The organism is Streptomyces sp. NPDC090442 (assembly GCF_044769405.1).
Lineage (GTDB): Bacteria > Actinomycetota > Actinomycetes > Streptomycetales > Streptomycetaceae > Streptomyces.
The window spans coordinates 37,714-64,297 of record NZ_JBIVXW010000048.1; the positions used below are offsets into that span (position 1 = coordinate 37,714).

The window sequence follows — 26,584 nt, forward strand, 5'->3', positions numbered from 1 at the left end:
TCCGGATGTCCAAGAAGTGGCGGAAGTCGCCCATGCCTGATCACCCTTGAGCGTGGCAAGAGATATCGACGTGACACGGCAGCACACGTTGGGGCGCGCACGGCGACAGGGGGCCCGTATGGACATACCGCTCGGCCACCGGGTGCGAGGGGACGGCTCCCTCTGGACACGAGGTCCGGCCGCCGCCCTCGCCGGCGCGCTGCCGGCCCTCGCCTTCCCGGCGCCGTCCCTGTGGTGGCTGGCGTATGTGGCGCTGGTGCCGTGGCTGCTGCTGGTGCGGTCGGCCGGCAGCGCACGGCGGGCGGCGCTGTACGGCTGGTGGGGCGGCGCCGGGTTCATGCTGGCGGTGCACCACTGGCTGCTGCCGAGCCTGCACATCTTCATCGTCGTCCTGGCGCTGTTGCTGGGGGCGCTGTGGGCGCCGTGGGGGCTGCTGGTGCGGGCGCTGCTGGGCGGGGCGCCGGGCCGCGGGCGGTGCGCCGCGGCGCTGGTGTTGGTACCGGCCGGCTGGCTGATGGTCGAACTGGTCAGGTCCTGGGAGTACTTGGGCGGACCCTGGGGGCTGCTGGGCGCCAGTCAGTGGCAGGTGCCGCCCGCGCTACGGCTGGCCTCGCTCGGCGGGGTGTGGCTGCTGAGCCTGCTGATCGTGGCGGTGAACACCGCGCTGGCCGGGCTGCTCGCCGTCCCGACGGCCCGGGTGCCGGCCGTCGCCGGGCTGTTGGTGTGCGCGCTGGGCGGCGCCGCGGCCTGGTGGTGGGCGCCGCTCCCGCGGCCCGCCGGGACGGTACGGATCGCGGTCGTCCAACCGGGCCCGGGCGGCACGCCCACCCAGCGGCTGGCCCGCAGCGAGGCGCTCACCGCCGCACTGGCGGGCCGCGGGGTGCGCCTGGTCGTCTGGGGCGAGAGCAGCCTCTACGAGGACCCGGCGGACCACCCGGCGCTCGCCGCCCGGTTGGCCGCGCTGTCCGCGCGCACCGGCGCCGACCTGCTGGTCAACGCCGACGCACCGGACTCCGGCCGGCACGGCATCGCCAAGAGTGCGGTCCTCATCGGCCCGCACGGTCCGACCGGGGACCGCTACGCCAAGATGCGGCTGGTCCCGTTCGGCGAGTACGTCCCGGCCCGGTCCGTGCTGGGGTGGGCGACGAAGGTGGGCAAGGCCGCCACCAGCGACCGGCGGCGCGGCACCCGTCAGGTGGTGATGCCGCTGCCCGCCGCGGGCGGCCTGCGGGCCGGCCCGCTGGTGTGCTTCGAGACGGCGTTCCCGGACATGAGCCGCCATCTGGCCGCCGACGGCGCGCAGTTGCTGGTGGCCCAGTCGTCCACCGCGACGTTCCAGGACAGTTGGGCGCCCGCGCAGCACGCCTCCCTGGGGGCGCTGCGCGCCGCCGAGACCTGGCGCCCCATGGTGCACGCCACGCTCACCGGGATCAGCGCGGTGTACGGGCCGCGCGGCGAGCCGGTCGGCGAGCGCCTCGGCACCGACCGCAGCACGTCGGCCGTCTACGACCTGCCGCTGGCCCGGGGCACCAGCCCGTACACGCGCTGGGGCGACTGGGTGCTCTACGGGGCGGTCGCCGCGCTGCTCGTCTACGGGCTGACCGGGGCGGTGCGGGCCATCGGGCGGCGCGGCGCCGCCCGATGAGGCGGTGCCCGCGCCGGTCCCCGGTTACCCGAGTGCCTCGGTGACCACCCGTTCGCACAGCTCGTGCGTGCGGAGGGCGTCCTGGGCCGAGGGGCGCCGCCCGGCCCGCACGTCGTCGAGGAAGGAGCTGACGATCTGCTCGATGCCGCGCTGGCGGGCCACCGACTCCCAGTCGCCGCGGCGCCGGATGCTCGGCCGCCCGTCGTGGTCGATGACCTCCGCGAGGTTGATCACCTGGCGCCGCGCCTCCTGGCCGGACACGTCCAGCACCTCCTCGGCGGAGCCGCTGCGGCGGTTCATGGTGCCGATGGCGGTGAACCCGTCGCCGGAGAGCTGGAGCACCACGTGGTCCATCAGGCCGTCACGGACCCGGGCCCGCACGTCGACGTGCTCGATCTCCCCGGGCGCCAGGAAGCGCAGGGTGTCGACGACGTGGATGAAGTCGTCCAGGACCAGGGTGCGCGGGTCCTCGGGCATCCCGGTGCGGTTCTTCTGCATCAGGATCAGCTCGCGGGGGTGCTCCCGGCACGCGGCGTATCCGGGCGCGTGGCGGCGGTTGAAGCCGACGGCCAGGCCCACCCCGCGGCGTTCGGCGAGGGCCACGATCCGCCGGGTGTCGGCGAGGTCGTAGGCGATCGGCTTGTCGACGTAGGTGGGGATCCCGGCCTCGATCAGCCGGGTCACGATCTCCGGGTGGGCGACCGTCGCGGCGTGCACGAAGGCGGCGTCCGGGCCGGCGGCGAGCAGCGCGTCCAGGTCGGCGTGGAGCTGCCGGTCGGCCAACCGGTAGGTCTCGCCTGCCTGTTGGAGCGCGACCGGGTTACGGGTCTGCAGGTGCAGCTCGATCCCGGGCTGGACGCCCAGTACGGGGAGGTACGCCTTGCGCGCGATGTCTCCGAGTCCGATGCAGCCGACCTTCACTCAACTTCTCCCTTGCGGTTCCGGGGTCCGGGTGCCCTGGTCCGCCGTGGCGGGTGACGGGGCGCCCGTCCTCGCAGCTTACGGGGCGGTCGGCGGCCGCCAGTCGGCGATGCCGTCCAGGCCGCGCAGCGCGAGGTCCGGTGCCAGGCGGGCGGTGGTCGCGACCAGGGCGGCGCGCAGCGCGCAGGCGGGCCGGGAGCGCCAGGTGGTGAGCCGGCCGATCCGTCCCGACCGGCGGACCACGTCCATGGTGCGGGGCAGCCGCTGCCGGGTGTAGGCGACCAGCGCGGTCGCCAACGGGGCGTCCGGGGCGGCCTCGTGGGCGAGGACCACGGCGTCCTCGACGGCCTGGCAGCCGCCCTGCCCGAGGTTGGGCGTCATCGGGTGCACCGCGTCGCCGAGCAGGGCGACCCGGCCGCGGTGGAAGGCGGGCGGCGGGCCGGCCGCGGCGTACACGTCGTTGCGGAGGACGGCGGCCGGCTCGACGGCGGCCAGCAGGTCCGGGACGGGCCGGTGCCAGGCGCCGAACCGCCGTACCAGTTCGGCCCGTTGGTCACCGCCGGCCCGGTCGCCGCCGGGCGGCACGGCCGCGGTGGCGTACGCGTAGATCCGCCCGTCGCGCAGCGGCAGGGTGCCCCACAGGCCACCGGGGCCCCAGGTCTCGTGCGCGGTGTCCGGGTCGGCGGCATGACCGGGGGCGGCGGCCGCGGGCACCACGAAGCGCCAGGCGGTGAAGCCGGCGTAGCGGGGCGCCGGGTGGTCGGGGAAGAGCGTCCGGCGGGCCGCGGAGTGGATGCCGTCGGCGGCGACCACGAGATCGGCGGTGAGCTCCTCCGGCTCGCCGTCGAGGGCGGCGCACCGCACCCGGGCCGGGCGGTCGTCCCGCAGCGGATCGCCGGCGTCCGCGAGGGCCGCCGGGACCCCGGTACGGACCGCGGCGTCGGGCAGTCGGGCCGCGAGCAGGGCGACCAGGTCGGCGCGGTGGGCGACCACGACGGGGCCGCCGAACCTGCGGACCGCCGCCGCGTTGTCCGTACGGGCCAGCAACCGCCCGTCGGGGCGGCGGATCTCGCCGGCCAACTGCCAGGAGGCCAGGGCACGCACCGCGTCGCCCACGCCGATGGTGTCCAGGGCCCGTTGGGCGTTGGCGGCCAGCCCGATGCCCGCGCCCACCGGCTCCAGCGCGGCGGCCCGCTCCAGGACGGTGACCCGCCAACCCCGCCGGTCCAGGGCCACCGCGGCGGTGAGCCCGCCGATCCCGCCGCCGATCACGATCGCGGTGCGCTGCCGCATGCCGCCGCCTCCCTCACCTCTGCCGCGCGCCGGTGCACCCGCCCTTCGAGCGCCCGCACAGCGCGTGACTACACCTGTAGTTCCGCACGGACAGAGGGAGACTACACCTGTAGTGAAGGAGGTGTAGCCGGCGGGGCGCAGCCCCCAACTACGGGCGTAGTGACGGCCCGTCCTCCCGCGCTAGGCTCGCCGGCATGAGTCCCCGCAAGGCCGGCGCGCCGCCCGCGTCCCTCCCCCGGCACCGGCTGATCGCCGACACCGCGCTGTCCCTGCTCGCGGAGCGCGGGATGCGGGGGCTGACGCACCGGGCCGTCGACGAGGCGGCCGGACTGCCGCAGGGCTCCACGTCGAACCTCGCGCGGACCCGGGCGGCACTGCTGGCGGCGGCGGTGCGGCGACTGGCCGAGCGCGAGGCGGCGGTGCTGACGCCGCAGGAGGTCGCGAAGGCGGCGACCCCGGCGTCGGCGGACCCGGCGGCCGACGGGCCGGCGGCACTCGCGGACGCCCTCGCGCTCGCCCTGCACCGCTATCTCTCGCACCACCGCGAGCTGTTGATCGCCCGTTACGAGCTGGCGCTGGAGGCCACCCGTCGGCCGGAGTTGCGGGAGGTGTACGACCGGGCGGGCCGGGCGTTCCGGGAACCGGTGGCGGCGCTGCTGGCGGCGGCCGGCTCCGCGGCGCCGGAGCGGCACGTGCTGTCCCTGGTGGCCTGGTGCGACGGGGTGCTGTTCTCCTGCGTCGCGGGGCAGTTCCACGCCGCGGTCCCCACCCGCGATGCGCTGCGCACCTCCTGTGCGGAGCTGCTGGAGGGGATGTTGGGCGACTGAGGGGGCCGGCCTTGTGGGGACGCCCCGCCGCTGCCTAACGGAACGGTCCCGCCGCGCCCTCGATGCGGACTTCCAGGCGATCGATCGCCTCGGTGAGTCGCCGGCGGTACTCGCCTTCGGCGAGGGCGCGGACCGAGGTGCGGGCCCGGCGGAGCTGGGCACGGGCGTCGGCCGGGCGGTCGAGTCCGGCGTAGTCGGCGGCGAGGTTGAGATGGAGGGCGGGGAAGAACGCCCGTAGCGCGGCGAGCGGTTGACGGGGGCCCGGCCCCTCGGCGGCGCCCGGGGGGCGGGCCCGCGCGGGGCGCTCGGTGACGAAGCCCTCCGCCGCCTCCAGAGCGCGCAGGTCCCAGTCCAACTCGTCCCGGGGATCGTCCTGGGTGTCGGCCATGTAGTGCGCGAGGGCGCAGCGGTGGAAGGCGTCGCCGAGCGGCCCGATCTCCTGCCAGAGGGCGGCGAGACGGTTGCGGGCCTCCTCCCGGTCGCCGGCGCGATGCAGCATGATCGCCTGGCCGATCCGGGTCGGCACACCGTCCTCGCGCTCCGCCGACCGCCACTGCTCCACCACCGCGCACTCCCCGTCCTCGCTCGCCACCACCGGCTCTCCCGACGCTAACCGCCGGGCGGGGGCCGCGCGCGGTGTGCGCGACGCGCCGGGGGCCGGGGTCAGCCCAGGTCGGGGATGCGCCAGTCGATCGGGGTGTGGCCCTGGGCGGCGATCGCCTCGTTGATCTGGGTGAAGGGGTGGGAGCCGAAGAACTTCTTCGCCGACAGCGGGGACGGGTGCGCGCCCTGGACCACGACGTGCCGCTGCTCGTCGATGAGCGGCAGCTTCTTCTTGGCGTAGTTGCCCCACAGGACGAAGACGGCCGGGTCAGGACGCTCGGCGACGGCGCGGATCACCGCGTCGGTGACCTTCTCCCAGCCCTTGCCCTTGTGCGAATTGGCCTCGCCACCGCGGACGGTGAGCACGGCGTTCAGCAGCAGGACGCCCTGCTGCGCCCAGGGCATCAGATAGCCGTTGTCCGGCACCGGGTGACCGAGCTCCTCCTTCATCTCCTTGTAGATGTTCCGCAGCGACGGCGGGGTCTTGACGCCGGGCTGCACGGAGAAGCACAGGCCGTGGCCCTGGCCGGGGCCGTGGTACGGGTCCTGGCCGAGGACGAGGACCTTGACCCGGTCGTAGGGGGTGGCCTCCAGCGCCGCGAAGACCTGCTCGCGGGGCGGGTAGACCGGCCCGGCCGCCCGCTCCTGCTCGACGAAGTCGATCAGCTCCTTGAAGTAGGGCTTCGCCAACTCCTCGCCCAGGACCCCGCGCCAGGACTCGGGCAGCATGTCGGTGACCACGTCAACAACCTCCGGTGTGCGTTCCGTTCTCGTCACACGAACCTACCGGCGACCACTGACAGCCCCCGCCGCGGGCCGCCCGCGGGGGCCGTGCACGGCAGCATCCCCCGCGCCCTCGCGCGGTGTCCAACCGGGCCGCCCGGGCGCGCGTTGCCGACCCGGGAGTGCCGGCCCCCTGAGGGGACCGGCACCAAGCACCCCGCCTCCTGGAACGCACGCGGCGGAGGCACACCTCAACGGGGGCGCCCGGATCGACGGCCCCGGGTCGTCACACCCCGGCCTTCAGGAACAGTCCGCCGTCCACGACGAGGTTCTGCCCGGTGACCCAACCGGCCGCGTCGGACAGCAGGAAGGCCGCGGCCCCGCCGATGTCCTCCGGGACGCCCAGCCGCCCCATCGGATAGGCGGCGGCCGCCTCCTCCTCGCGGTTCTCGTAGAGCGCGGCGGCGAACTTGGTCTTGATCACCGCGGGGGCAATGGAGTTGACCCGTACCGCCGGCGCGAACTCGTGCGCCAGTTGGAGCGTCAGGTTCACCATCGCCGCCTTGCTGATCCCGTAGGCGCCGATGAACGGCGAGGGCGCGACACCGGCGATCGAGGCGATGTTGACGATCGCGCCGCCGTTGTCCTTCTGCCAGGCGTGCCAGGTGCGTTGGGCGAAGCCGAGCGCCGAGACGACGTTGGTCTCGAAGACCTTGCGCGCCACTCCGAGGTCGAGGTCCGCTATCGGGCCGAACACCGGGTTGGTACCGGCGTTGTTGACCAGGTAGTCGACCCGACCGAAGGTCTCCATGGTCCGCTCGACGGCGGCGGCCTGGTGCGCCTCGTCGTGCGCCTTGCCCGCGACGGTGAGCACCCGGTCGGCGCCCAGCGTCCCGGCGGCCTCCTTGAGGGCGTCCTCGTTGCGCCCGGTGATGACCACCCGGTCGCCGCGGGCGACGAGGGCCTCGGCGATGCCGTAGCCGATGCCGCGGCTGGCCCCGGTGATCAGTGCGACCTTGCCGGAGGGCGCCGGGAGACCGCTGTCCTGCTCTGTCATGTCCTGTTCTCCTGCTCCTGTGGTCCTGCGGTCGGTCCGGAGGTCAGCAGAGCGGACCGCCGGCGACGTACAGGACCTGGCCGGAGACGAACCCGGCCGCCTCGCCGGTGAAGAAGGCGATGGCGTTGGCGATGTCGTCGGGGTTGCCGACGCGCTGCACCGGGATCTGGGTGGCGGCCGCGGTCTTGAAGTCCTCGAACTCCATGCCGACGCGGGCGGCGGTGGCGGCGGTCATGTCGGTGGCGATGAAGCCGGGGGCGACGGCGTTCGCGGTGACGCCGAACTTGCCGAGCTCGATGGCAAGGGTCTTGGTGAAGCCCTGCAGACCGGCCTTGGCCGCCGAGTAGTTGACCTGGCCGCGGTTGCCGAGCGCCGAGCTGGAGGAGAGGTTGACGATCCGGCCGAACTTGGCGTCCACCATGTGCTTCTGACAGGCCCGCGACATCAGGAACGCACCGCGCAGGTGCACGTTCATGACGGTGTCCCAGTCGGTGTCGCTCATCTTGAACAGCAGGTTGTCGCGGAGCACGCCCGCGTTGTTGACCAGGATGGTCGGCGCGCCGAGCTCCGAGGCGACCCGCTCGACCGCGGCCGCCACCTGGTCGCTGTCCGAGACGTCGCAGCCGATCGCGACGGCCCGGCCGCCGGCCGCGGTGATCTTCCCGACGGTGTCCTTGCAGGCCGACTCGTCGAGGTCGAGTACGGCGACGGCGCGGCCCTCGGCGGCCAGGCGGACGGCGGTGGCCGCGCCGATGCCGCGGGCCGCGCCCGTCACGATGGCGACGCGCTGCTCGGTGGTGGACATGCGGGTTCTCCTCACCCTCGTTCGTCGAATCCTCGAACGCCTCGACCGGCGGCTGCCCCGCTACCAATGAGCAACCGCTTAGTAGCCTCAGCAGGGCTGACGCTAGAAGCCCGGCCACCCCCTGTCAACGCCCCACCACCGCACGCCCACCCGCACACGACGAACGGGGCGGGCCTCCCCCGAGGGAAACCCGCCCCGCTCCTCGCGCCCGAGGCGCCATCACCGTGCCGTCACCGCACCAGCAGCTCCAACAGCCGCTCCGCCTCCACGGTCGGATCGACGGTCAACCCGGTGTGCACCGGCCCCGGCTGGACGATCGTGCTGCGCGGCGCGATCAGCCAGCGGAAGCGCTGCCCCGGGTCGTCGCCGGCGGCCTGGCCGGCCCGCGCACCGCCCGCGCAGACGCCCTCGACGGCGCACAGCGCGGCCCGTACGCCGGCCACGTCCACGGTGGGGTCCAGCGCCAGCAGCCGGGCCTCGTCCAGGTGCGTGCGGGCCTCGACGAACCGCCACGCGCGGCAGTACACCACCACCCCGGCGTTGATCATCTCCCCGCGCTCGACCCGCGGGACGACCTTCAGCAGCGCGTACTCGAAGAGGTCGCGCCCATTGTGCAGTCCGCTCACGTGACGGCCCTCCGCGGCAACTTGCCCGCCAGCCACTCCGGGGCCTGGGACGGCTTGTCCTTCGTCGGCTGCCCGATGGTGATGTGGTCGCTGATGGTCCGCGCCCGGGCCAGCAGTGTGCGCACATACGCCGCGCGCAGTTCGTCCGGCGAGTCGAAGCCGGGCTCGCCGGCCAGCCACTCGTCGGGCACGTCCGCGGCGATCTCGTCGAGCAGCTCCTGGGTGATCCGCGGCGCGAACTCCTCGGCCGCGGCGGCCACATCGGGCCCGAACGTCGCCAGCGCGTGGTCGGAGGCGTCGTACGGCCGGGCCGAAGCCTTCTCGGCGGTCGGCCAGTTGTGGTGCCAGATCATCGCCGCGCCGTGGTCGATCAGCCACAACTGGCCGTGCCACACCAGCAGGTTGGGGTTGCGCCAGGACCGGTCCACGTTGTTGATCAGCGCGTCGAACCACACCACCCGGCCGGCCTCGCGCGCGCCCACCTCGAAGGCGAGCGGGTCGAACCCCAGCGAACCGGGGAGGTAGTCCATCCCCAGGTTCAGCCCCCCGCTGGCCTTCAGCAGCGCCTGGACCTCCTGGTCCGGCTCGCTCAGCCCGATGACCGGGTCGAGCTGCATCCGCACCAGATCGGGCACCCGCAGCCCGAGCCGACGCCCCAGCTCCCCGCAGATGACCTCCGCGACCAGCGTCTTGCGGCCCTGCCCGGCGCCGATGAATTTCATGATGTAGGTCCCGAGGTCGTCTCCCTCGACGATCCCGGGCAGCGACCCACCCTCACGCAAGGGCGTGACGTAGCGGGTCGCTGTGACTTCGGTCAGCATCCGCCCAGGCTACCCGGCGTGGCGGGACGGACTCCGGGGTATTTCGCCGGGGGCTCCGGCGGAGCTTGGCCACCCCGCGCGCGGCGCGGCCTGCGGCGGCGCGGCCTCGCCTCACCGCCCCGGACGGCGTGTACCCGGCAGCTGATGTCGTTCGGGGCCCGCCACTTGGCGACGGCCTGCGCGTCGGGCAGGGCTTGGTAGACGGCGGCGGGTGGGGCATCGATGTAGCGGGACACCGCTGTCACGTACATGCGGGAAGGGGAGGGCGGCGTCGCGGGCGGGGGCCTCCGGCGCGCGTCGCCCGTTAGGCGTCGGTCCTCACCGTCGCCCAACGGGCCGCACCGTTGCCCTTGGGGCGTCACCCCGCCCCAAGGGCGCTCGATGCCCCTGCCTCGCCCATGACTTCAGTGGACCTCGGCGTGGGTCTTCCCCGCCGCCGCGGGCTCCTCGTCGGACCGGCGTCGTGCCGCGCGCCGACCGGGCAGCACCACGAGGACGAGCAGTACGCCGGCGGCCATGATGACGCCGCCGATGAGGCTGGTGTGGGCGACGGCCCGGGCGAACGCCTCGTGGACCGCGCCCACCAGCGGCGCCGCGCGCTCCGGCCCGACGGCCGGGTCGTGCGCGAGGCGTTCGGCCACGGCCAGGCCGCCGCCCACCGAGTCCTTGGCGGCCCCCAGGGCCGCCGGCGGGAGGTGGTGGCCAACCAGGTCGGTCAGCTCCTCCCGGTATGCCGTGCCGAGCAGCGAACCGAGGACGGCGATGCCGAGGGAGCCTCCGAGTTCCAGCGCCGTGTCGTTGGCGCCGCCGCCGACACCCAGTTGCGCCTCCGGGAACGAGCCCATGATGGTGTCGGTGGCCGGGGAGACGCTCAGGCCGATGGCGAACCCGAGGAGCATCATCGGGGCCAGGAAGTCGGCGTACGTGGAGCCCTTGTCGACGAGCGTGAGCAGGAGCACTCCGGCGGTGCCGATCGTCATGCCGGTCACGACCATGGCCTTCACGCCGAGCCGCGGGGTCAGTCGGCCGGTCACCGCGGCGCCGAGGAAGACGGCGCCGGCCAGCGGCAGCAGCCGCACACCGGTGGCCAACGGGCCGTATCCGAGGACGAATTGGAGGTGCTGGGTGGCGTAGTAGAGCGCGCCGAACGTGCCGAAGAAGAAGAGCAGCACCGCGATCATCGAGCCGGCGAACGCCCGCTGCCGGAACTTCCGCACGTCCAACATGGGATGCGGGTGCCCGAGTTCCCACGCGACGAACGCGATCAGGCCCGCGCCGGCGACCGCGGCGGCGGTGATCGGCGCTGCGCCCCATCCGAAGTGCGGCCCTTCGATGGTCGCGTAGATGAGGCACCCGATGGAGACGATGGAGAGCAGCCCTCCCACGTAGTCGATCCGTCCCGTGTTCGCCGCCCTGGACGGCGGCACGAGCACCAGCGCGCCAACGAGGGCGACGGCGGCGACCGGGACGTTGATCAGGAAGGTGGAACCCCAGGAGTGCTCCCCGAGCAGCCATCCGGCGACCAGGGGGCCGACCGCGATGGCCAGTCCCGAGGTGGCGGTCCAGGCCGTGATGGCGCCGGCCCGTTCGCCCTTCGGGAAGATCGCGACCAAGAGGGAGAGGGTGGCGGGCATGACCACGGCGGCGCCGACTCCCATGACGGCGCGGGCCGTGATGACCAGTTCGGTCTGGTGCACCAGGCTGCCCAACACCGCGCCGCCGGCGAAGATCACGAGCCCCGCGAGCAGCGCCCCGCGCCGGCTGTACTTGTCGCCAATCGCGCCCAGAACCAGCATCAGCGCGGCATACGGGACGGTGTAGCCGTCGATGACCCACTGGAGGTCGCTGCTGCTGAGCCCCAGGTCCCGGGTCATGTCCGGCGCCGCGACTATCAGGGACGTGTTGGCCATGACCACGATCAACAGACTGAGGCACAGCACGAGCAGCGCCCACCGGCGCCGTGGATAGGGCGCGGTCATCTTCTCGACCGGCGTGTTCGCGACGAGCGGCATGGCGGCTCCTGGACGGATACGGAGGCAGTGAGGGGAGGGGGCGACGGGGCGCGCGGGCGGATCACACCCACCCTTAATTGCCCATCGATGTGCAGATTAGCTTCGCGATGCAGAGTAGTTTCTTGCACGTCAACGTGCAAATAAGCGAAGTGGCGACTGAGCTCCGGCGGGCAGACAGGGGGCTTCAGCGAGCGAACAGCCGGGCGCCGCGATGCCGTGCTCGGGCCAGTGCCGCCCACCGACCGGCGCGGCCCCGGTCGCGCTTGAGCGCCCCGGACGGCGCCCCGCACCCGTGCGAGAATGACTCCCGCCCGCCTCCCGTAGTGGCGCGCCCCGCCGTCCTTACTGGCGAGCCGTCCCTACCGGCGGGCCCTCGTCCGTACCGCCCGCCTCCCGTACCGATCCGCTGGGGTTCCGTTGGTGAACAAGCCCGTGGCCCGCGAGCCCGTGAGGCGCAACGCGCGTTCCAATCGGGCGCGCATCCTGGCCACGGCCCGGGACGAACTCGGCCGGAACCCGGACGCCACACTGGAGGAGATCGCACGGGCCGCCGGTGTCGTGCGCCGCACCCTGTTCGGCCACTTCCCCGGGCGCGCCGCCCTCTTGGAGGCCCTGGCCGACGAGGCGTCCGAGGCGCTGCGCGACGCGGCGGAGCAACGGCCGGACGCCGTAGAGCCGCCCGAGCGGGCCTTTGCGCGCTTCGTGCTGTCGATGTGGCCGGTGGGCGACTGCTACCGGCTGCTCCTGGCCCTCGCACGCCGGGACTTGGGCGTGGAGCGGGTGACCGAAGTCCTGGCTCCGGCACGCGAGGAGGCCACCGCCCTACTGGAGCGAGGGCAGGCGTCCGGCGTGTTCCATGCCCACGTCCCGCCGGCGGCCCTCAGCGCGGGGCTGGAGGCCCTCACTCTGGCGCTCCTTGAGAGCGTCAACTCGGGCGCGTGGGAGGACGATGGGCGGCGGACGGCCACCGCGATCCTGGTGGCCGCCGGCGTCCCGGAGCGCCGCGCACAGGACGTCGTCGACGACGTCGCCTCGGAACTTCCCTGAGGCATCGCCCCGGGACTTCCGTACGGCACGCCTCGGCACTTCCATCAAAGGGCTGCGCCGGCTCCCTCGGCTGTGAGTATGATCCGCTGGTCCTGCCCAGCGATCGACCACCGCCCAACTGCCGCGTCCACGCGAGGACTTCCCCGACGGGCTTCCGGCTGATCGACCGTAACCAGACCCCGGCCCGTCAGCCACCGGGCGCCGGGGCACTGCGCACCGACGCACGCCCGTCACCGCCCGCCCCGCGGCCCCACCGGCACCTGACAGCCATGGCCGCTTTGGCGCCTTCGGCGGCTTTGATAGCCCTCACCACGGCAGACGCACGCCCGACAGGCCTGCGCACCCGCCACACCCCGCACTCCCGACACGTCCAGTGCATGCATCCCGCACGCCTGGAGCCCCGGGTACCCGATTTCCAGACACCTGGACACCCGGTATACCTGCGCACCTCGGCTTGCCCCGGTACGGGCCTGCCGTGCCCCGCCACTCCGCTCACCGCCCCTTGGAGGAAACCACCTTGACGCAACAACCGGCCAACGCCGCAACGAAGGCAGCAAGCACCGAGGACACCGACGAGGCCACCCAGGCGCCCCAGACAACCAAAGCCACCACAGCCACCGAAGCCACCAACACCGATGGCTTTCCGGAGCAGTTCGCCCGCACCCGCCGCTTCTCCCTCGGTATACCAAGGGAGTTCACCGTCTCCCCCGACGGCAGCCGCGTGGTGTTCGTCCGCACCGGCTCGGGCCGCGATCCCGTGGGGCGGCTGTGGGAGTACGCGGCAGGACAGGAGCGGCTGTTGGCCGATCCGGCGCTCCTGGTAGGAGCCGGCGCCGAGGACGTCCCGGAAGAGGAGCGCCTGCGGCGCGAGCGGGCGCGGGAGCGTTCCGTGGGCGTGGTGGGGTTCGCGACCGACGACGCGACGCGGGTGGTGGCGTTCGCGCTGTCCGGCGCGCTGTGGGCGGTGCGGACGGACGGCGGCGCGCCGTTCGCGGTGCCGGCCGCCGGGCCGGTGGTCGACCCCCGGCCGTCCCCGGACGGGCGGCACGTCGCGTATGTGACCGGGCGCTGTCTGCACGTCGTCGGCCTGGAGGGCGGCGACGACCGGCAACTGGCGCGGGCCGAGGGGCCCGAGGTCTCCTACGGGCTCGCCGACTTCACCGCCGCCGAGTCGATGGGCCGGTCGCGCGGCTACTGGTGGGCGCCGGACGGTCGCCGCCTCCTGGTGGCGCGGGTCGACACCTCCCCGATGGAGCGGCGCTACCTCAGCGACCCGGCGGACCCGTCCCGCCCGCCGCGGATGATCCGCTACCCGGCGGCGGGTACCGCCAACGCCGAGGTGACGGCGCACCTGCTGAGCCTCGACGGCGGCCGCACGGAGGTCCGTTGGGACCGCGGGGCGTACGAGTACCTGGTGGACGCCGGTTGGGACGCCCACGGCCCGTTCGTGGCCGTACAGAGCCGCGACCAGGGCGTGCTGCGGACGCTCGCGGTCGATCCGGCGACCGGCGCCACCGAGGTGCGGCACGAGCGGACCGATCCCGCCTGGGTGGAGTTGGTGCCCGGCACCCCGTCCCGTACGGCAGCCGGCGCCCTGGTGCTCCCGGAGGACGCGGGCGGCACCCGCTTCCTGACCGTGGACGGGCAGCGGGTCACGCCCGAGGGCCTGCAACTGCGCGAGGTGTTGGGCGTCGAGGGCGAGCGGGTGCTGTTCACGGGGAGCGAGGAGCCGACGGAGACCCATGTGTGGCGCTACGAGCCCGGCGCCGGGTGCCGACGCCTGAGCGGCGGCCCCGGCATCTGGACGGGCACCGGGCGCGGGGGCACGACCGTGGTGGCGGGCCTGACGCCGGACGGGCACGAGGTGCGCGTCCTACGGGACGACGAGCCGGAGCCGCGGCCGTCCGGGACCATCGCCTCGTTCGCCGAGGAGCCGTTGGTCGCGCCGCGACCGATCCACCTCACCCTGGGCGAACGGGAGTTGCGTGCGTGCCTGTACTTCCCGTCCGGGCACCGCCAGGGCACGAAGCGGCTGCCGGTGCTGCTCGACCCGTACGGGGGCCCGGGGATGCAACTCGCCGTACGGGCGCGGGGGTGGACCGGTTGCGTGTCCCAGTGGTTCGCCGAGCAGGGCTTCGCGGTCCTGGTGACGGACGGGCGCGGTACGCCCGGGCGCGGCCCCCTCTGGGAGAAGGCCGTCCACGGCGACCAGTTGTGGCCGGCGCTGGAGGACCAGGTGGACGCGGTGCGCGCGGCGGGGGAGCGCTTCCCCGATCTGGACCTCGGGCGGGTGGCGATCCGCGGCTGGTCGTTCGGCGGGTTCCTGGCCGCGGCGGCGGTCCTGCACCACCCGGACGTCTTCCACGCGGCGGTCGCCGGCGCCCCGCCCACCGACCAGCGGATGTACGACACCCACTGGAAGGAGCGGTTCCTGGGCCACCCCGATGAGCACCCGAAGAACTACGCGCGCTCCTCCCTGGTCGGCAGCGGCCACTTGCTGCGCCGCCCGCTGCTGCTCATCCACGGGCTGGTCGACGACAACGTCGCCGTCGCGCACACCCTGCGGTTCTCCGCCGAGCTGCTGGCCGCGGGCCGTCCGCACACCGTGCTGCCGCTACCGGGCGCCACGCACCTGCCCGCCGACGACGCGGTCAACGCCAACCTGCTGCGCTTCCAACGGGACTTCCTCAAGGGCGCGTTGCCCACCCCGGAGGAGGGCGCCACGGCGAGGTGGCGGTAACGGGACCGACGGCCGGCTCAACGGGTGCGGCGCGGGCGCCGCCAGCAGTCGAGGACGGCGTCGGCGGTGGTGATGGTGGCCACCAGGGAGAGGGTGTTGCGGACCATTGCGGGGGTGTAGTCGGCGGGTACCCCCGCGATGGCGTCCGCCGGGACCACCACGGTGTAACCGAGGTTGACCGCGTCGAACACGGCATTGGGGATCGCCACGTTCGCCGAGACCCCGGTGACGACGAGCGTGCGGCACCCGAAGTTGCGCAGCAGCGCGTCGACGTCGGTGCCGGCCAGCGGAGAGAGACCGTGCAGCCTGCGCACCACCAAGTCCTCCTCCGCCACCGGGATGGGGTCGGCGACGCGCACCGCCGTGGATCCGGTGAGCTGTCGCACCGGCAGTCGTTCGGCCGCGCGGAAGAGCCGGGCGTTGCTGCTGGCGCCACGGCCGTCGGGACGCCGTTCGGCGACCGCGTGCAGCACCTGGACGCCGGCCTCGTGCGCCGCCCCCACCAGGCGGGCGATCCGCACCAACGCCCCCGAGGTGCGCGCCACTTCGGCGAGCTCGGGCAACGCGCTGTCGGCCCCGACGACCCCACGTTGGCACTCGACGGTGAGCAGCACCGTCGTGGCCGGGTCCACCTGCGCGACGAGCCCGGAGTCCGAAGGCACGGGCACTCCCCTCCATGGAAGGCGCGACGACGTCCGGGGATACGGGCGACGGGCGCCGGCGACGGGCCGGAAGGCGCGAGGGTATCGACCATTGCGCCCACCAGGAAGAGCCCCCATGCTTTCCTGACGGAGCATCAGGTTCGCTCGATGTGCCCGTCGGACACCACACCGAGCACGCAAACCAGGCATTCCCTCAGGCAATTCACCAGCAATCACCCGAGACTCCACCGGACAGGTGAGGGGCGGCGAGGATGACCGAGACACCGCGCACGGCCGGCACGGACGACGCGACCGCGACCGCGACCGCGACCGCGACCCAACGGCGCGGACGCCGGATCATGATGGCCCCGGACGAGCTGGACGCCTTCCTGGCGGCCCAGCGGACCTGCCGGGTCGCCACGGTCGCCGGCGACGGCACACCGCACGTCGGCGCACTGTGGTTCGTCTGGGACGGGGCGGCGCTGTGGCTGTACTCGATCACCCGCAGCAGGCGGTGGGCGCAGCTCCGCAAGGACCCGCGGCTCGCGGTGCTCGTCGACGACGGCCACGCCTACGGGGAACTGCGCGGCGCCGAACTGACCGGGCGCGCGGAGTTCGTCGGCGAGGCGCCCCGCGCAGGGGCCCCCAGCCCGGAACTGGCGGCTCCGGAGCGGCTGTTCGCGCAGAAGTACTTCGGGCTCGGGGAGATGCCGCACGACGGCCGGCACGCCTGGCTGCGGCTGACGCCCGATGCGGTGGTGTCCTGGGACTTCGGCAAGATCCCGGGCTGACCGAAGGACGCCGCCGGACCCCGCCCGCCGAGTTATCCACAGGCCGACGGTGCGGCGATCACAACGTCAGCGGTCTCTGCGAAAGTGGTCCCTGTCAGCCCGTTCCGCGCGGCGGCGCGTGCGGGATCGGGATGGTTCCGGCCCATCGGCCGGAAACCGACGAGGACGAAGGAGACCCGGTGAACGTGCTCTTCCCCGCACTGCGCGACGGCTCGCCCGCCCCCGCGCTGCGCTTCGGCGACCGTGCGCTCAGCCATCACCAACTGGCCGCCGTGGCCGGCCCACTCGCCGAACGGATCGACGAGCTCACCCCCGGCAGCGGCGCCACCCGCGTCGCGATCTGGGCGACGCCGACGCTGGAGACGTCCGTGGGCGTGGTCGCCGCGCTGCTCACCGGAGCGGCCGCGGTGCCGATCAACCCCAAGATCGGTGAGCGCGAGTTGGCGCACATCGTGGCGGACAGCCTCCCCTCCCTCGTCCTGGCCGAGCCGGGCGCCGACCTGCCCGGCCCGCTGGCCGCACTCCCCCGCCTCGACGTGGAGGTCGTCGAGCCCGACGAGCAACAACTGCCCGGCCCCCTCCCGTTGGAGCCCGGCGACGAGTCCCCCGCCCTCATCGTCTACACCTCCGGCACCACCGGCCCGCCCAAGGGCGTCGTCCTCCCCCGGCGCGCCCTCGCCCACACCCTCGACGCCCTGGAGGACGCCTGGCAGTGGACGGCCGACGACGTGCTGGTCCACGCCCTCCCCCTGTTCCACGTCCACGGCCTGATCCTCGGCATCCTCGGCCCGCTGCGCCGCGGCGGCAGCGTCCACCACCTCGGGCGCTTCAGCACCGAGGCGGTCGCCCAGGAGCTGTCCGCGGACGGCACGATGCTCTTCGGCGTCCCGACGATGTACCACCGCCTCGCCCTCGACGCCGGGGAGAACGCCGACCTCGCCGAGGCGTTGGGCCGCGCCCGCCTGCTGGTCTCCGGCTCCGCCGCGCTGCCGCTCACCGACCACGCACGGCTCACCGCCGCCACCGGCCGCCGGGTGATCGAGCGCTACGGCATGACCGAGACGTTGATGAACACCAGCGTCCGCGCGGACGGCCCGGACTCCACCGGCACCGTCGGCGTCCCCCTCCCCGGCGTCTACGTCCGGCTGGTGGACGACGCGGGCCAGGCCATAGAGGAGAGCGACGGCGAAACGGTCGGCGAGATCCAGGTGCGGGGCCCGAACCTCTTCTCCGAGTACCTCAACCGCCCCGACGCCACCGACGCCGCGTTCGACGGCGGCTGGTTCCGCACCGGCGACATGGCCGTGCGGGACGCCACCGGCAACTACCGCATCGTCGGCCGGAAGGCCACCGACCTCATCAAGAGCGGCGGCTACAAGATCGGCGCCGGCGAGATCGAGAATGCCCTGCTGGCACACCCGGGTGTCGCCGAGGCGGCCGTCACCGGCGAGCCCGACGAGGACCTGGGCGAGCGGATCGTCGCCTGGATCGTGCCGGTCACCGGCCCCGACGCCGGCCCGCGCCCGGACGCCCAGGAACTCGCCGACCACGTCGCCCACCAACTCGCCCCCCACAAGCGTCCCCGCACCGTGCACTTCCTCGAAGCCCTCCCCCGCAATGACATGGGCAAGATCCTCAAGCGGGACCTCCGGGCGACCACACCCCCTGCAGGGGCCGGCGATGCATGAGCAACCACCGCCCAGCGCGACCCCCTTGCCCAGCCTCCGCCTGACGGCCCGCCAAGCCATCTCCGCAATCACCGACTCCTACACCGAATTCACCCCCACCACCGACCCACCATCCGTCTCCCCACCCACCAACGGCCCACTCGGCTGGGACGGCTACGACGCCTCCCGGGAACGGGCCCGCGCCCGCACCGGCGAGGAGGAATCGGTGCTCACCGCGCTCGCCACCATCGGCGGCACCGAAGCCGTGGTGCTCTCCTTCGAGTTCGGCTTCCTCGGCGGTTCACTCGGCGAACGCACCGGCGACCGACTGGAGGCCGCCTACACCACCGCACGCGAGCGGCGCCTGCCGCTGGTATCGCTGATCGCCACGGGCGGCAGCCGGATGCAGGAGGGCATGCGGGCCCTGTCCCAACTCCAGCGCGTGGCCGGGCAGTCGGCGCTCAACCGCGCCGCCGGACTCCCGCAGATCGCGGTCGTCCGCGATCCGACCACCGGCGGCGGCTGGGCGACTCTGGGCGCCGGAGCCGATGTGATCCTCGCGCTCCCCAAGGCCCAGGTCGGCTTCGCGGGCTCCCGGGTCCGCCCTCCGGACGCCGATCCCACCGCCTACAGTGCCGAGGGGCAGTTCGCGGCCGGCCAGGTCGACGCCGTCGTCCCGGCCGACGAGCTCCGCGCCACCCTCCAGCGCTGGCTCCGCCTGCTCGCCGACACCCCACGACCACCCTCCACCCCGCCCGGCCCAGCACCCCCTCCCTCCGCCCTGGGCACCACCGACATGCCGGAATCCGGCTGGGCCGCCGTGCTCCGGGCCCGCGACACCAACCGCCCGCGCGCCGAGTCCTACCTCCGGGCGTACTTCGACGACTGGGAGGAGCTCAGCGGCGACCGGTGCGGCGGTCGCGACCCGGGGATGCGCTGCGGCTTCGGCCATCGCGACGGTCGCACCATCGCCTTCGCGGCCCAGTGCGGCACGGCCACCCGTCCGTCCGGCTTCCGTACCGCAACCCGGCTGATACGGCTCGCGGACCGACTCGGCATCCCGGTCCTCACCCTCGTGGACACCCCGGGCGCCGCCAACGACGCGGACGCCGAACGCGCGGGCGCCGGCGCGGCCATCGCCGACACCTTCGCCGCGCTCGCCTCCGCCCGCGTACCGGTCACCTCGCTCCTGATCGGCGAAGGCGGATCGGGCGGCGCACTGGCCCTCGCCGCCCCGGGCCGGCTCTGGGCCACCCCCGACAGCTATTTCTCCGTGATCGCCCCGGAGATGGCCGCCGCCATCCTCAAACGCGACACAGGCGAAATCCAGCACACCGCCGACCAACTCCGCATCCGCCCCCAAGACCTGCTCGAACTGGGCATCATCCGGGGCATCGTCACGGCGGAGGCTGATAGGAGGTAGACACCACGCACTTGGGGACTTCGGTCGCGCCGGCCGGAGGAGAAGGGGAGGGCAGGGCCACCGGAACGGCGAGCGGGCGCTTTGACGCGTCGTTCAAGTCGGCCTCCAACGGAGGGCGTTGCTTCGGCGCGCAGGTCGGGGAAAGGGGAGGGCAGGGCCAACGGAACGGTGAGCGGGCGCTTTGGCACGTCGTTCAAGTCGGCCTCCAACGGGGGGCGTTGAGCGTGCCGAGGGCGAGAGGACGGGGCCAACGGCACATCGTCCGGGTTCCGGCCTGCATCAGGGGCGTTCGGGTCCCCGCCCCTACCGGTGTTGTTCGGCATGCCTGGGGCGAGCGGAGAGTGCGCGCGCGGCGGAGCGGCTTGGCGGGGAGGGGGTGGGGGGGTGGGGGGGTGGGGGGGTGGGGGGAAGCCCCAAAACTGCGCGCTGCCCCCGCCATCCCGCCCAACTCCCCCGCCCCCAACCACCCCACAGACCACCTACACCTCACGCCCCGCCCCCGCCGAACGCCCCCCTTCCGACCCCATCCCCGCCTCCACGCGCTCGCCGGCCTTCCGCAGCGCCTCCACGGCAGCCCGGATCGAAGGCCGACGATCCGCGTCGGCACGCCAGATCGCGTAGACATGGCGCCGCATCGGATCACGCACCGGCACCACGCTCACCCCGTCCGGCACCGGCCCGCGCCCCAGCCGCGGCGCGACCGCGACGCCCAGCCCCGCCGCGATCAGGGCAAGCTGGGTGTGATGCTCCTCGGCCATGTGGGAGATGCGCGGCTCAACGCCCTTGCTCCGTAGCGTGAACATCAACCAGTCATGGCAGAACTCCGCCTGCGGCCAGGAGATCCACTCGTCGTCCGCGAACTCCTCCAGTTCCACGTACCGGCGCCCGGCCAACGGGTGGTCCGACGGCATCGCCACGTCCGAGGGATCGTCGAGCAACGGCGCCTTCGCCAGCCCTTCGGGCACGGGCAGCGGCCGGTTGTACCAGTCGAGAACGACGGCCACATCGACATCGCCCCGCACCACGCCACGCACCGACTCGTCCGGCTCCAACTCATAAAGCCTCGGGCGAAGTTGCGGGTGTTCGGCACGCAGCGCAACGAGCGCGGACGGAAAGAGCCCACGCGCCGCCGTCGGGAAGGCCCCCATCCGCAGCTCACCCACCGGCTGCCCGCGATGCGCTTCCAGTTCGGCCTGCGCCAACTCCACCTGGGACAGGATGCGCCCGGCATGATCGGCGAGCAGCCGTCCGGCGTCGGTGAGCCGGACCCCTCGCCCGTTCTTCGCCAGCAACTGCTGCCCGGTCTCGCGCTCCAGCTTGGCGATCTGCTGCGAGACCGCCGAGGTCGTCACGTGGAGCCCCTCGGCTGCCGCACTGACCGAACCGTGCCGGGCGATCGCGGACAAGGTTCGGAGGCGATCAAGGTTCAACATGTAAGCAACACTAAGCGATACCTGCCATTAATTCTCACTTGTGCTACGAATTTGCTTCGCTGCATCGTAGACGCCATGAGCACCACCACCGACGCGTCCACCGGATCCGCCGCATCCTCCTCCGCCGCCCCGGCCCCCAGCCCCTCACTTGCACCCGCCGGCCACCGGGACACCTCGCGCTCTCATCCGGACCGGCCCGCACCGCGCCGCGCCAGCGCCTGGCAGGTGCGTTTCGCCCTCCTCTGCCTGGTCTGGGGCTTCAGCTTCCTCTTCATCAAACTGGGCACCGAGGGGTTCGCGCCGCTCCAAGTCACCCTGGGACGCGTGGCGTTCGGCGCGCTGGTGTTGCTGGTGTTCCTCGTCATCAAGCGCGAACGCCTCCCCCGCTCCGCCCGCACCTGGGGGCACCTCGCGGTCGCCGCGTTCCTGCTCAACGCGCTTCCGTTCTCCCTCTTCGCCTACGCCGAGCTGACCATTCCCTCCACCTTGGCCAGCATCTGCAACGCCACCTCGCCGCTGTGGGGCATGCTGCTGTCGATCGTGGCGCTCTCGGAGGACCGGCCCACCCGTCGCCGGGTCGCGGGCCTCGGCCTCGGATTCCTCGGGGTCCTCACGGTCCTCGGCGCCTGGCAGGGCTTCTCCGGGGTCGATCTGACGGGTACCGCCATGGCGCTGGGCGCCTCGCTGAGCTACCCCGTCGGCTGGATCTACGTCCGACGCACCCTCGCCCGGGACCAGCACTCGCACCTCGCCATGTCCAGCACCCAGTTGCTGCTCGCGACCGTCCAACTGGCCATCGTCACCGCACTGTTCACCCCGATGCCGACCGCGTTCCCACTCGTCCCCGTACTCGCCGTCTTCGGCCTGGGCGCGCTGGGCACCGGCGTCGCCTTCCTCCTGCAATACGGCATGGTCGCGGAGGTCGGGCCCACCACGGCCCAGATGGTCACCTACTTCATCCCCGTCATCGCCACCGCGGCCGGCGTGGCACTGCTCAACGAGCACCTCACCTGGAACACACCCGTCGGCGCCCTCATCGTCCTGGCAGGCGCGGCCCTCACCCAGAGCAAGCCCCGTACCCCGTAACCGACCGCGATCACCGCTCGAAGTAGCACCCCAGGCCAACCCGGACAGGACCAAGCCCAACCGAGCAGAACCGATCCGAGCCGAATCGAACCGGCGAAGGCCAAACCGGCAGCCCTCAATCCGGCGACCACCACCCAACCCCCGGTTCCCTCCCGGGGGTTAACGCCTACACCACTCCCCTCAGGCACTCCCTCCCCCCTCCTGCACTCGCCAACGTTCCCGTCCCCACGCGAGTCACCCCTTCTCGCGGCCCCACGCCAACGCCCCGCCTACGGCCGCCCGCGTGACCGCCAGCACCCGCTTGACCACCAGCCGACGCTCTCGGCGACACACCTCTCCTTTCCCCTCCCCCGGGGTCTCCCCCATCCCACCCGCCACCACCACCTCACCCATGCCTGCCCCCCCACCCCCCGCCCCACCATCGACACCCGCCCCGCCCCAGCCTCCCTACGACGCCCGGCCCCCACCCCGCGCCCACTCCTCACTCATACCGCCGCGCCTCCCCCACCCCCGTGGCCTCGGCGACCGCGTCGGCGAGGGGGACGGTGTCGTCGGCGGTGAGGCCGGAGACGGTGATCCGGATGCCGGGGGGTGTCTGCACGCGGAAGCGGGCGCCGGGGGCGACCGCCCAGCCGGCGTGCAGGAGGCGGGCCACCGCGCCGGTCTCGTCGGGGACCGGTACCCAGACGTTCATCCCGCTGCGGCCGTGGGCCTGCACCCCGCGCTGACCCAGGGCCTGTATGAGCGCATCGCGGCGCTCGCCGTAGGCGGCTGCGACCGCGGTGGGGTCGATCGCGGACGTTCTCCAGAGGTGGACGACGGCGCGTTGGAGCAGGTGGCTGACCCAGCCGGGGCCGAGGCGCTGGCGTCCTCGGACCCGGTCGACGGTGACGGCGTCGCCGGTGAGGGCGGCCAGGCGCAGGTCGGGACCGTATGCCTTGGCCGTCGAGCGGACCAGGACCCAGTGGTCGGTGACACCGGAGAGGTGGTGCAGCGGGAGGTCGACTATGCCGTGGCCGTGGTCGTCCTCGATGAGGAGCACTCCGGGGTGTGCGGCCAGGAGGGTGCGGAGCTCGGCGGCGCGGGGGGCGCTGATGGCGGCGCCCGTGGGGTTCTGTGCGCGGTCGGTGACGACGACCGCGCGGACCCCCTGCTTGAGCGCCACCGCCAGCCGGTCGGGCATCGGGCCGTCGTCGTCCACACCGACCGGCACGGGGCGCAGGCCGAGTGCCGGGATGAGGTCCAACAGGCTGCCCCAGCCCGGGTCTTCGACCGCTACCGCGTCGCCGGGGCGCAGGTGGGCCGCGAGGACGCGCTCGATGGCGTCGAGCGAACCACTGGCGACGGCGATGGGACCTTCGGGCAGCCCTGCACGGAGGAAGGCGGCTCGGGCGAGCGCTTCGAAGTCGTCGTCGACGGCGGGCATGCCGTAGAGCACGGGGCGGTGTGCGTTGCGCGCGGCGGCTTCGGCGAACGCTTCCTCAAGGGAGGGGAGCAGGGCCGGGTCGGGGTTGCCGTCCGCGACATTCCGGACGCCGGGTGGCGCCACCACCCGCACCGCCTCGCGCGAGGTGCTGGCGGGTCGGGGGCGGACTCGACTGCCGCGCCGGCCGGCCGTCTCGATCACTCCGCGGTCGCGGAGCGTGCGATATGCGGCCGCGACCGTGTTGGGGTTTACCTCCAGATAGACGGCCAACTCCCTGAGCGGGGGCAGCACTTCGCCTGGTTGGAGCTCGCCCGCACCGACGGCTCGCTCAACACTTGCGGCAATTTCCGATGCGCGCCGCCCTTCGATCCGATACTCTCCTAGCACAAAGTTGATTATGCACTAGTGCAATGGAGTTGGCAATGACCGAGGGAAAGTCTTTCGCCGCGACGGACCGCACCGTCCCGACCCGGGCCCGGGAGCGTGCCAGCTACGACGAGGCCACGGTGCACGCCATCCTCGACGAGGGCTACGTCTGCCACCTCGGCTTCGTCCGCGACGACGCCCCGGTCGTCCTGCCGACCCTCTACGCCCGGGTCGACGACCACCTCTATCTCCACGGTTCGACCGGCTCGCGCCCGCTGCGGATGACCGGCGATCAGGGCGCCGACCCCGGTCTCCCGGTCTGCGTCACCGTCACCCACGTCGACGGCCTGGTCCTCGCCAGGTCCGCTTTCCACCACTCCATCAACTACCGCAGCGTCGTCGTCCACGGCACCGCTCACCAGGTCACCGACCCGGACGAGAAGACGGCCGCGCTCGACGCCCTCGTCGAGCACGTCCTGCCCGGCCGCGCCGCGGACTCCCGCCCCGCCAACGCCAAGGAGTTGGCCGCGACAGCGGTGATCCGCCTCGATCTGTGCGAGGTCTCCGCGAAGATCCGCACCGGCGGCCCCAGCGACGAGCCCGAGGACCTCGACCTGCCCCACTGGAGCGGCGTGCTCCCCGTCTCCCCCGTGTACGGTGCGCCGATAGCGGCCGATGACCTCGCTCCCGGTATCCCCACGCCGGACTACCTCTCCGCCCGCTGAGGAGCCCCGATGCTCATCCACCCCTGGGACGCCCCCACCGACGACGCCGAATGGCAGGAGTGGCTGGCCGGGCACGACTTCGGGCAGCTCGCCGTCAACGGCGCCCCCGGCGAGCCTCCGTGGGTCCAGCCGCTGCACTTCGCCTACGACCCCGCCCACCGCGAGGCCGTCACCCACCTCGCCCGCCCGAACCCCATCTGGTTCGCGTTGCAGGACCGACCGACGGTCCTGCTCAGCGTCGTCGACGACTACACCTTCATCCCCGGCCCCTGGCAGGCGAACGAGGACCAGCCGCCCGAACACGGCGTCCCCACCAGCTTCTACGCGGCGGTCCAACTCGTCTGCACCGCACACGTGGTGGACGACCCGGACGCCAAGGCCACGCTGTTGCAGCGACAGATGGCGCACTTCCAGCCGGACGGCGACTCGGCCCCGGTAGTCGCCGGCGAGGCCCCCTACGGGCGGCAGTTGCCCGGCATCCGGGGGCTGCGCCTCGAAGTGCACGACATACGGGCGAAGTTCAAGTACGGCGGCAAGCGGAGCGAGACGGTCCAGCACCGCATCTCGGAGCGTCTCGCCGACCGGAACGGACCAGGCGACGCCGCGGCCCGCCGCCACCAACTGCGCCGCCTCGCGGCCGCCGGCGGTGCCGCACCCGCGACGGACGGGCCGGACGCACGGCAGTAGACGGTTCCGGTTCAGCCCGGGCCGAACCGACCTGGCCTGGCCTGGCCAGCAGGAGCGCACCCGATGAGTGCCCCCGGAGAGCTGTCCGCTCCCGGGGGTACCCCGGCCCGCTCCTCGCCCCGCCCCTCCCGTCAGCGACCCGCGGCGACCCGCGCCCGGCGGTCCGCCACGGCCCGTTCGACCTCCTCCTCCACCAGATCGAGATTGAGGGCGAAGGCGGCGGACGCCCCCATTCCGGCGGCCGTCACCACCTGGGCGCGCGGGTCGACCACGTTCCCCGCGGCCCACACCCCGGGCACACTCGTCCGCCCCGATGGATCGGTGATCACCCAGCCATCCTCCTTGCGGGCGCAGCCGAGTTCGGTGAGCAGGGCGTCCCGCGGCACCATCCGCGGGACGGCATAGACCGCGGCGCGCGGTACCACGCGCCCCTCGGCGAGTTCGACGCCGCGCAACCGGTCGTCCTCGACCACCAGCCGCTTGACCGTTCCCTCGACGCTCCGCACGCCGCGCGCCGCCAGCCGTTCCCGCTCGTCGTCCGTCGGGGCCAGGTCGTGCGGGAAGAGGACCACGTCGTCGGACCACTGCCGCAGCAGCAGCGCCTGGTGGATCGCGAGGGGGTGGGTGCCCAGCACCCCGAGCGGCTGGTCGCGCACCTCGTAGCCGTGGCAGTACGGGCAGTGCAGCAGGTCCCGGCCCCAGCGCTCCCGTATACCGGGGATCTCGGGGAGTTCGTCGCGCAGTCCGGTGGCCACCAGGACGCGGCGGGCGCGCAGCTCGGGGCCGCCCGCGAGCCGCACGCCGAGGGCGGGGGTGAGCCCGGCGACGTGCCCGGTGATGATCTCGGCCCCGTAGGTGGCCAGTTCGGCCCGGCCGGCCTCCAGGAGGGCCGCGGGTGCCATGCCGTCCCGGCTGAGGAAGCCGTGCATCCGATGCGCCGGTGCGTTGCGCGGCGCTCCGCCGTCGATCACGGTGACCCGTCGGCGGGCCCGGGCCAGGACCAACGCCGCGTTGAGTCCGGCGGCGCCGGCCCCGATGACCACGACGTCCCGGTCCGTCTCACCTGCCGGGACGCCCTCGCGGTGCGCCGCGGCCGCTTCGTTCGTGTCGCTCTCCGGCCCCGCCTCGGGGCGGTTGTTCGTCTCGCTCATCGCGATCACCTCCGCCTGCAGGCTGCGCCACCTGTCGCCGGAGCAGCAATCTTTGTTGCCAGATCCGG

Annotated in this window: 23 protein-coding genes; 10 read left to right on the plus strand and 13 right to left on the minus strand. The window is 73.5% G+C overall.

The window, feature by feature from the left end:
• Positions 1-118 precede the first annotated feature (118 nt).
• On the plus strand, positions 119-1,645 hold the full coding sequence (lnt, locus tag ACIQU6_RS29180; RefSeq protein WP_403484676.1) for an apolipoprotein N-acyltransferase: 1,527 nt from the start codon (positions 119-121) through the stop codon (positions 1,643-1,645).
• A gap of 24 nt (positions 1,646-1,669) precedes the next feature.
• Here lnt and ACIQU6_RS29185 read toward each other — a convergent pair whose 3' ends face one another.
• Together ACIQU6_RS29185 and ACIQU6_RS29190 are read right to left on the minus strand one after the other, a co-directional pair.
• Positions 1,670-2,566 carry a Gfo/Idh/MocA family protein gene (locus ACIQU6_RS29185; protein WP_403484677.1) on the minus strand — a complete coding sequence of 299 codons (897 nt, stop codon included), beginning with the start codon at positions 2,564-2,566 and terminating at the stop codon, positions 1,670-1,672.
• 78 nt (positions 2,567-2,644) lie between these two features.
• Positions 2,645-3,859 carry an FAD-dependent monooxygenase gene (locus ACIQU6_RS29190; RefSeq protein ID WP_403484678.1) on the minus strand — a complete coding sequence of 405 codons (1,215 nt, stop codon included), beginning with the start codon at positions 3,857-3,859 and terminating at the stop codon, positions 2,645-2,647.
• 194 nt (positions 3,860-4,053) lie between these two features.
• Here ACIQU6_RS29190 and ACIQU6_RS29195 point away from each other — a divergent pair, with 194 nt between their 5' ends.
• The gene (locus tag ACIQU6_RS29195) at positions 4,054-4,686 is read left to right on the plus strand and encodes a TetR/AcrR family transcriptional regulator (protein WP_403484679.1); all 633 of its coding nucleotides are present in this window, start codon (positions 4,054-4,056) and stop codon (positions 4,684-4,686) included.
• A 34-nt stretch (positions 4,687-4,720) separates the two neighbouring features.
• On the opposite strand, the gene ACIQU6_RS29200 is transcribed toward ACIQU6_RS29195, so the two are convergent.
• From ACIQU6_RS29200 to ACIQU6_RS29230, 7 genes are all read right to left on the minus strand, one after another.
• Positions 4,721-5,281, minus strand: coding sequence for a hypothetical protein (locus ACIQU6_RS29200; protein ID WP_403484680.1), 561 nt, complete (start codon positions 5,279-5,281; stop codon positions 4,721-4,723).
• Between the two features lie 68 nt (positions 5,282-5,349).
• Positions 5,350-6,018, minus strand: coding sequence for a uracil-DNA glycosylase (locus ACIQU6_RS29205; RefSeq protein ID WP_403484706.1), 669 nt, complete (start codon positions 6,016-6,018; stop codon positions 5,350-5,352).
• 280 nt (positions 6,019-6,298) lie between these two features.
• A complete protein-coding gene (locus ACIQU6_RS29210; RefSeq protein ID WP_403484681.1) occupies positions 6,299-7,069 on the minus strand; it encodes an SDR family oxidoreductase in 771 nt (256 codons plus the stop codon).
• Between the two features lie 43 nt (positions 7,070-7,112).
• Positions 7,113-7,874 carry a 3-oxoacyl-ACP reductase FabG gene (gene fabG / locus ACIQU6_RS29215; protein ID WP_403484682.1) on the minus strand — a complete coding sequence of 254 codons (762 nt, stop codon included), beginning with the start codon at positions 7,872-7,874 and terminating at the stop codon, positions 7,113-7,115.
• Positions 7,875-8,104: 230 nt separating this feature from the next.
• Positions 8,105-8,500, minus strand: coding sequence for a DUF3037 domain-containing protein (locus tag ACIQU6_RS29220; protein ID WP_403484683.1), 396 nt, complete (start codon positions 8,498-8,500; stop codon positions 8,105-8,107).
• Positions 8,497-9,321 (minus strand): HipA family kinase, encoded by an 825-nt coding sequence (locus tag ACIQU6_RS29225; protein WP_403484684.1) that lies wholly within the window; start codon positions 9,319-9,321, stop codon positions 8,497-8,499. The genes ACIQU6_RS29220 and ACIQU6_RS29225 overlap by 4 nt, the downstream gene beginning before the upstream one ends.
• A gap of 404 nt (positions 9,322-9,725) precedes the next feature.
• Complete coding sequence (locus ACIQU6_RS29230) at positions 9,726-11,333, minus strand: MFS transporter (RefSeq protein WP_403484685.1); 1,608 nt, start codon at positions 11,331-11,333, stop codon at positions 9,726-9,728.
• Between the two features lie 420 nt (positions 11,334-11,753).
• Between ACIQU6_RS29230 and ACIQU6_RS29235 the strand changes: the two genes are divergently transcribed.
• The gene (locus ACIQU6_RS29235) at positions 11,754-12,380 is read left to right on the plus strand and encodes a TetR/AcrR family transcriptional regulator (RefSeq protein WP_403484686.1); all 627 of its coding nucleotides are present in this window, start codon (positions 11,754-11,756) and stop codon (positions 12,378-12,380) included.
• 682 nt (positions 12,381-13,062) lie between these two features.
• A complete protein-coding gene (locus tag ACIQU6_RS29240) occupies positions 13,063-15,120 on the plus strand; it encodes a prolyl oligopeptidase family serine peptidase (RefSeq protein WP_403484707.1) in 2,058 nt (685 codons plus the stop codon).
• A gap of 17 nt (positions 15,121-15,137) precedes the next feature.
• Here ACIQU6_RS29240 and ACIQU6_RS29245 read toward each other — a convergent pair whose 3' ends face one another.
• Positions 15,138-15,899, minus strand: a complete 762-nt coding sequence (locus ACIQU6_RS29245; RefSeq protein WP_403484687.1) for a cysteine hydrolase — start codon at positions 15,897-15,899, stop codon at positions 15,138-15,140.
• A 134-nt stretch (positions 15,900-16,033) separates the two neighbouring features.
• Here ACIQU6_RS29245 and ACIQU6_RS29250 point away from each other — a divergent pair, with 134 nt between their 5' ends.
• The 3 genes from ACIQU6_RS29250 (at position 16,034) to ACIQU6_RS29260 (ending at position 19,642) form a co-directional block, all read left to right on the plus strand.
• Positions 16,034-16,552 (plus strand): pyridoxamine 5'-phosphate oxidase family protein, encoded by a 519-nt coding sequence (locus ACIQU6_RS29250; protein ID WP_403484688.1) that lies wholly within the window; start codon positions 16,034-16,036, stop codon positions 16,550-16,552.
• A gap of 179 nt (positions 16,553-16,731) precedes the next feature.
• Complete coding sequence (locus ACIQU6_RS29255; RefSeq protein ID WP_403484689.1) at positions 16,732-18,240, plus strand: acyl-CoA synthetase; 1,509 nt, start codon at positions 16,732-16,734, stop codon at positions 18,238-18,240.
• Positions 18,233-19,642, plus strand: coding sequence for a carboxyl transferase domain-containing protein (locus ACIQU6_RS29260; RefSeq protein WP_403484690.1), 1,410 nt, complete (start codon positions 18,233-18,235; stop codon positions 19,640-19,642). The genes ACIQU6_RS29255 and ACIQU6_RS29260 overlap by 8 nt, the downstream gene beginning before the upstream one ends.
• Before the next feature lie 479 nt (positions 19,643-20,121).
• Here ACIQU6_RS29260 and ACIQU6_RS29265 read toward each other — a convergent pair whose 3' ends face one another.
• The gene (locus tag ACIQU6_RS29265; protein ID WP_403484691.1) at positions 20,122-21,075 is read right to left on the minus strand and encodes a LysR family transcriptional regulator; all 954 of its coding nucleotides are present in this window, start codon (positions 21,073-21,075) and stop codon (positions 20,122-20,124) included.
• Between the two features lie 75 nt (positions 21,076-21,150).
• Here ACIQU6_RS29265 and ACIQU6_RS29270 point away from each other — a divergent pair, with 75 nt between their 5' ends.
• Positions 21,151-22,161: a DMT family transporter gene (locus ACIQU6_RS29270; RefSeq protein ID WP_403484692.1), complete on the plus strand. Its 1,011-nt coding sequence runs from the start codon at positions 21,151-21,153 to the stop codon at positions 22,159-22,161.
• A gap of 481 nt (positions 22,162-22,642) precedes the next feature.
• Here the strand turns inward: ACIQU6_RS29270 and ACIQU6_RS29275 are convergent, their stop codons facing one another.
• Positions 22,643-23,974, minus strand: a complete 1,332-nt coding sequence (locus tag ACIQU6_RS29275; RefSeq protein ID WP_403484693.1) for an aminotransferase class I/II-fold pyridoxal phosphate-dependent enzyme — start codon at positions 23,972-23,974, stop codon at positions 22,643-22,645.
• A gap of 35 nt (positions 23,975-24,009) precedes the next feature.
• On the opposite strand from ACIQU6_RS29275, the gene ACIQU6_RS29280 reads away from it, so the two are divergent.
• Together ACIQU6_RS29280 and ACIQU6_RS29285 are read left to right on the plus strand one after the other, a co-directional pair.
• Complete coding sequence (locus ACIQU6_RS29280) at positions 24,010-24,678, plus strand: pyridoxamine 5'-phosphate oxidase family protein (RefSeq protein ID WP_403484694.1); 669 nt, start codon at positions 24,010-24,012, stop codon at positions 24,676-24,678.
• A gap of 9 nt (positions 24,679-24,687) precedes the next feature.
• A complete protein-coding gene (locus tag ACIQU6_RS29285) occupies positions 24,688-25,365 on the plus strand; it encodes an FMN-binding negative transcriptional regulator (protein ID WP_403484695.1) in 678 nt (225 codons plus the stop codon).
• A 131-nt stretch (positions 25,366-25,496) separates the two neighbouring features.
• Here ACIQU6_RS29285 and ACIQU6_RS29290 read toward each other — a convergent pair whose 3' ends face one another.
• Positions 25,497-26,516 (minus strand): NAD(P)/FAD-dependent oxidoreductase, encoded by a 1,020-nt coding sequence (locus tag ACIQU6_RS29290; RefSeq protein WP_403484696.1) that lies wholly within the window; start codon positions 26,514-26,516, stop codon positions 25,497-25,499.
• Positions 26,517-26,584: the final 68 nt, after the last annotated feature.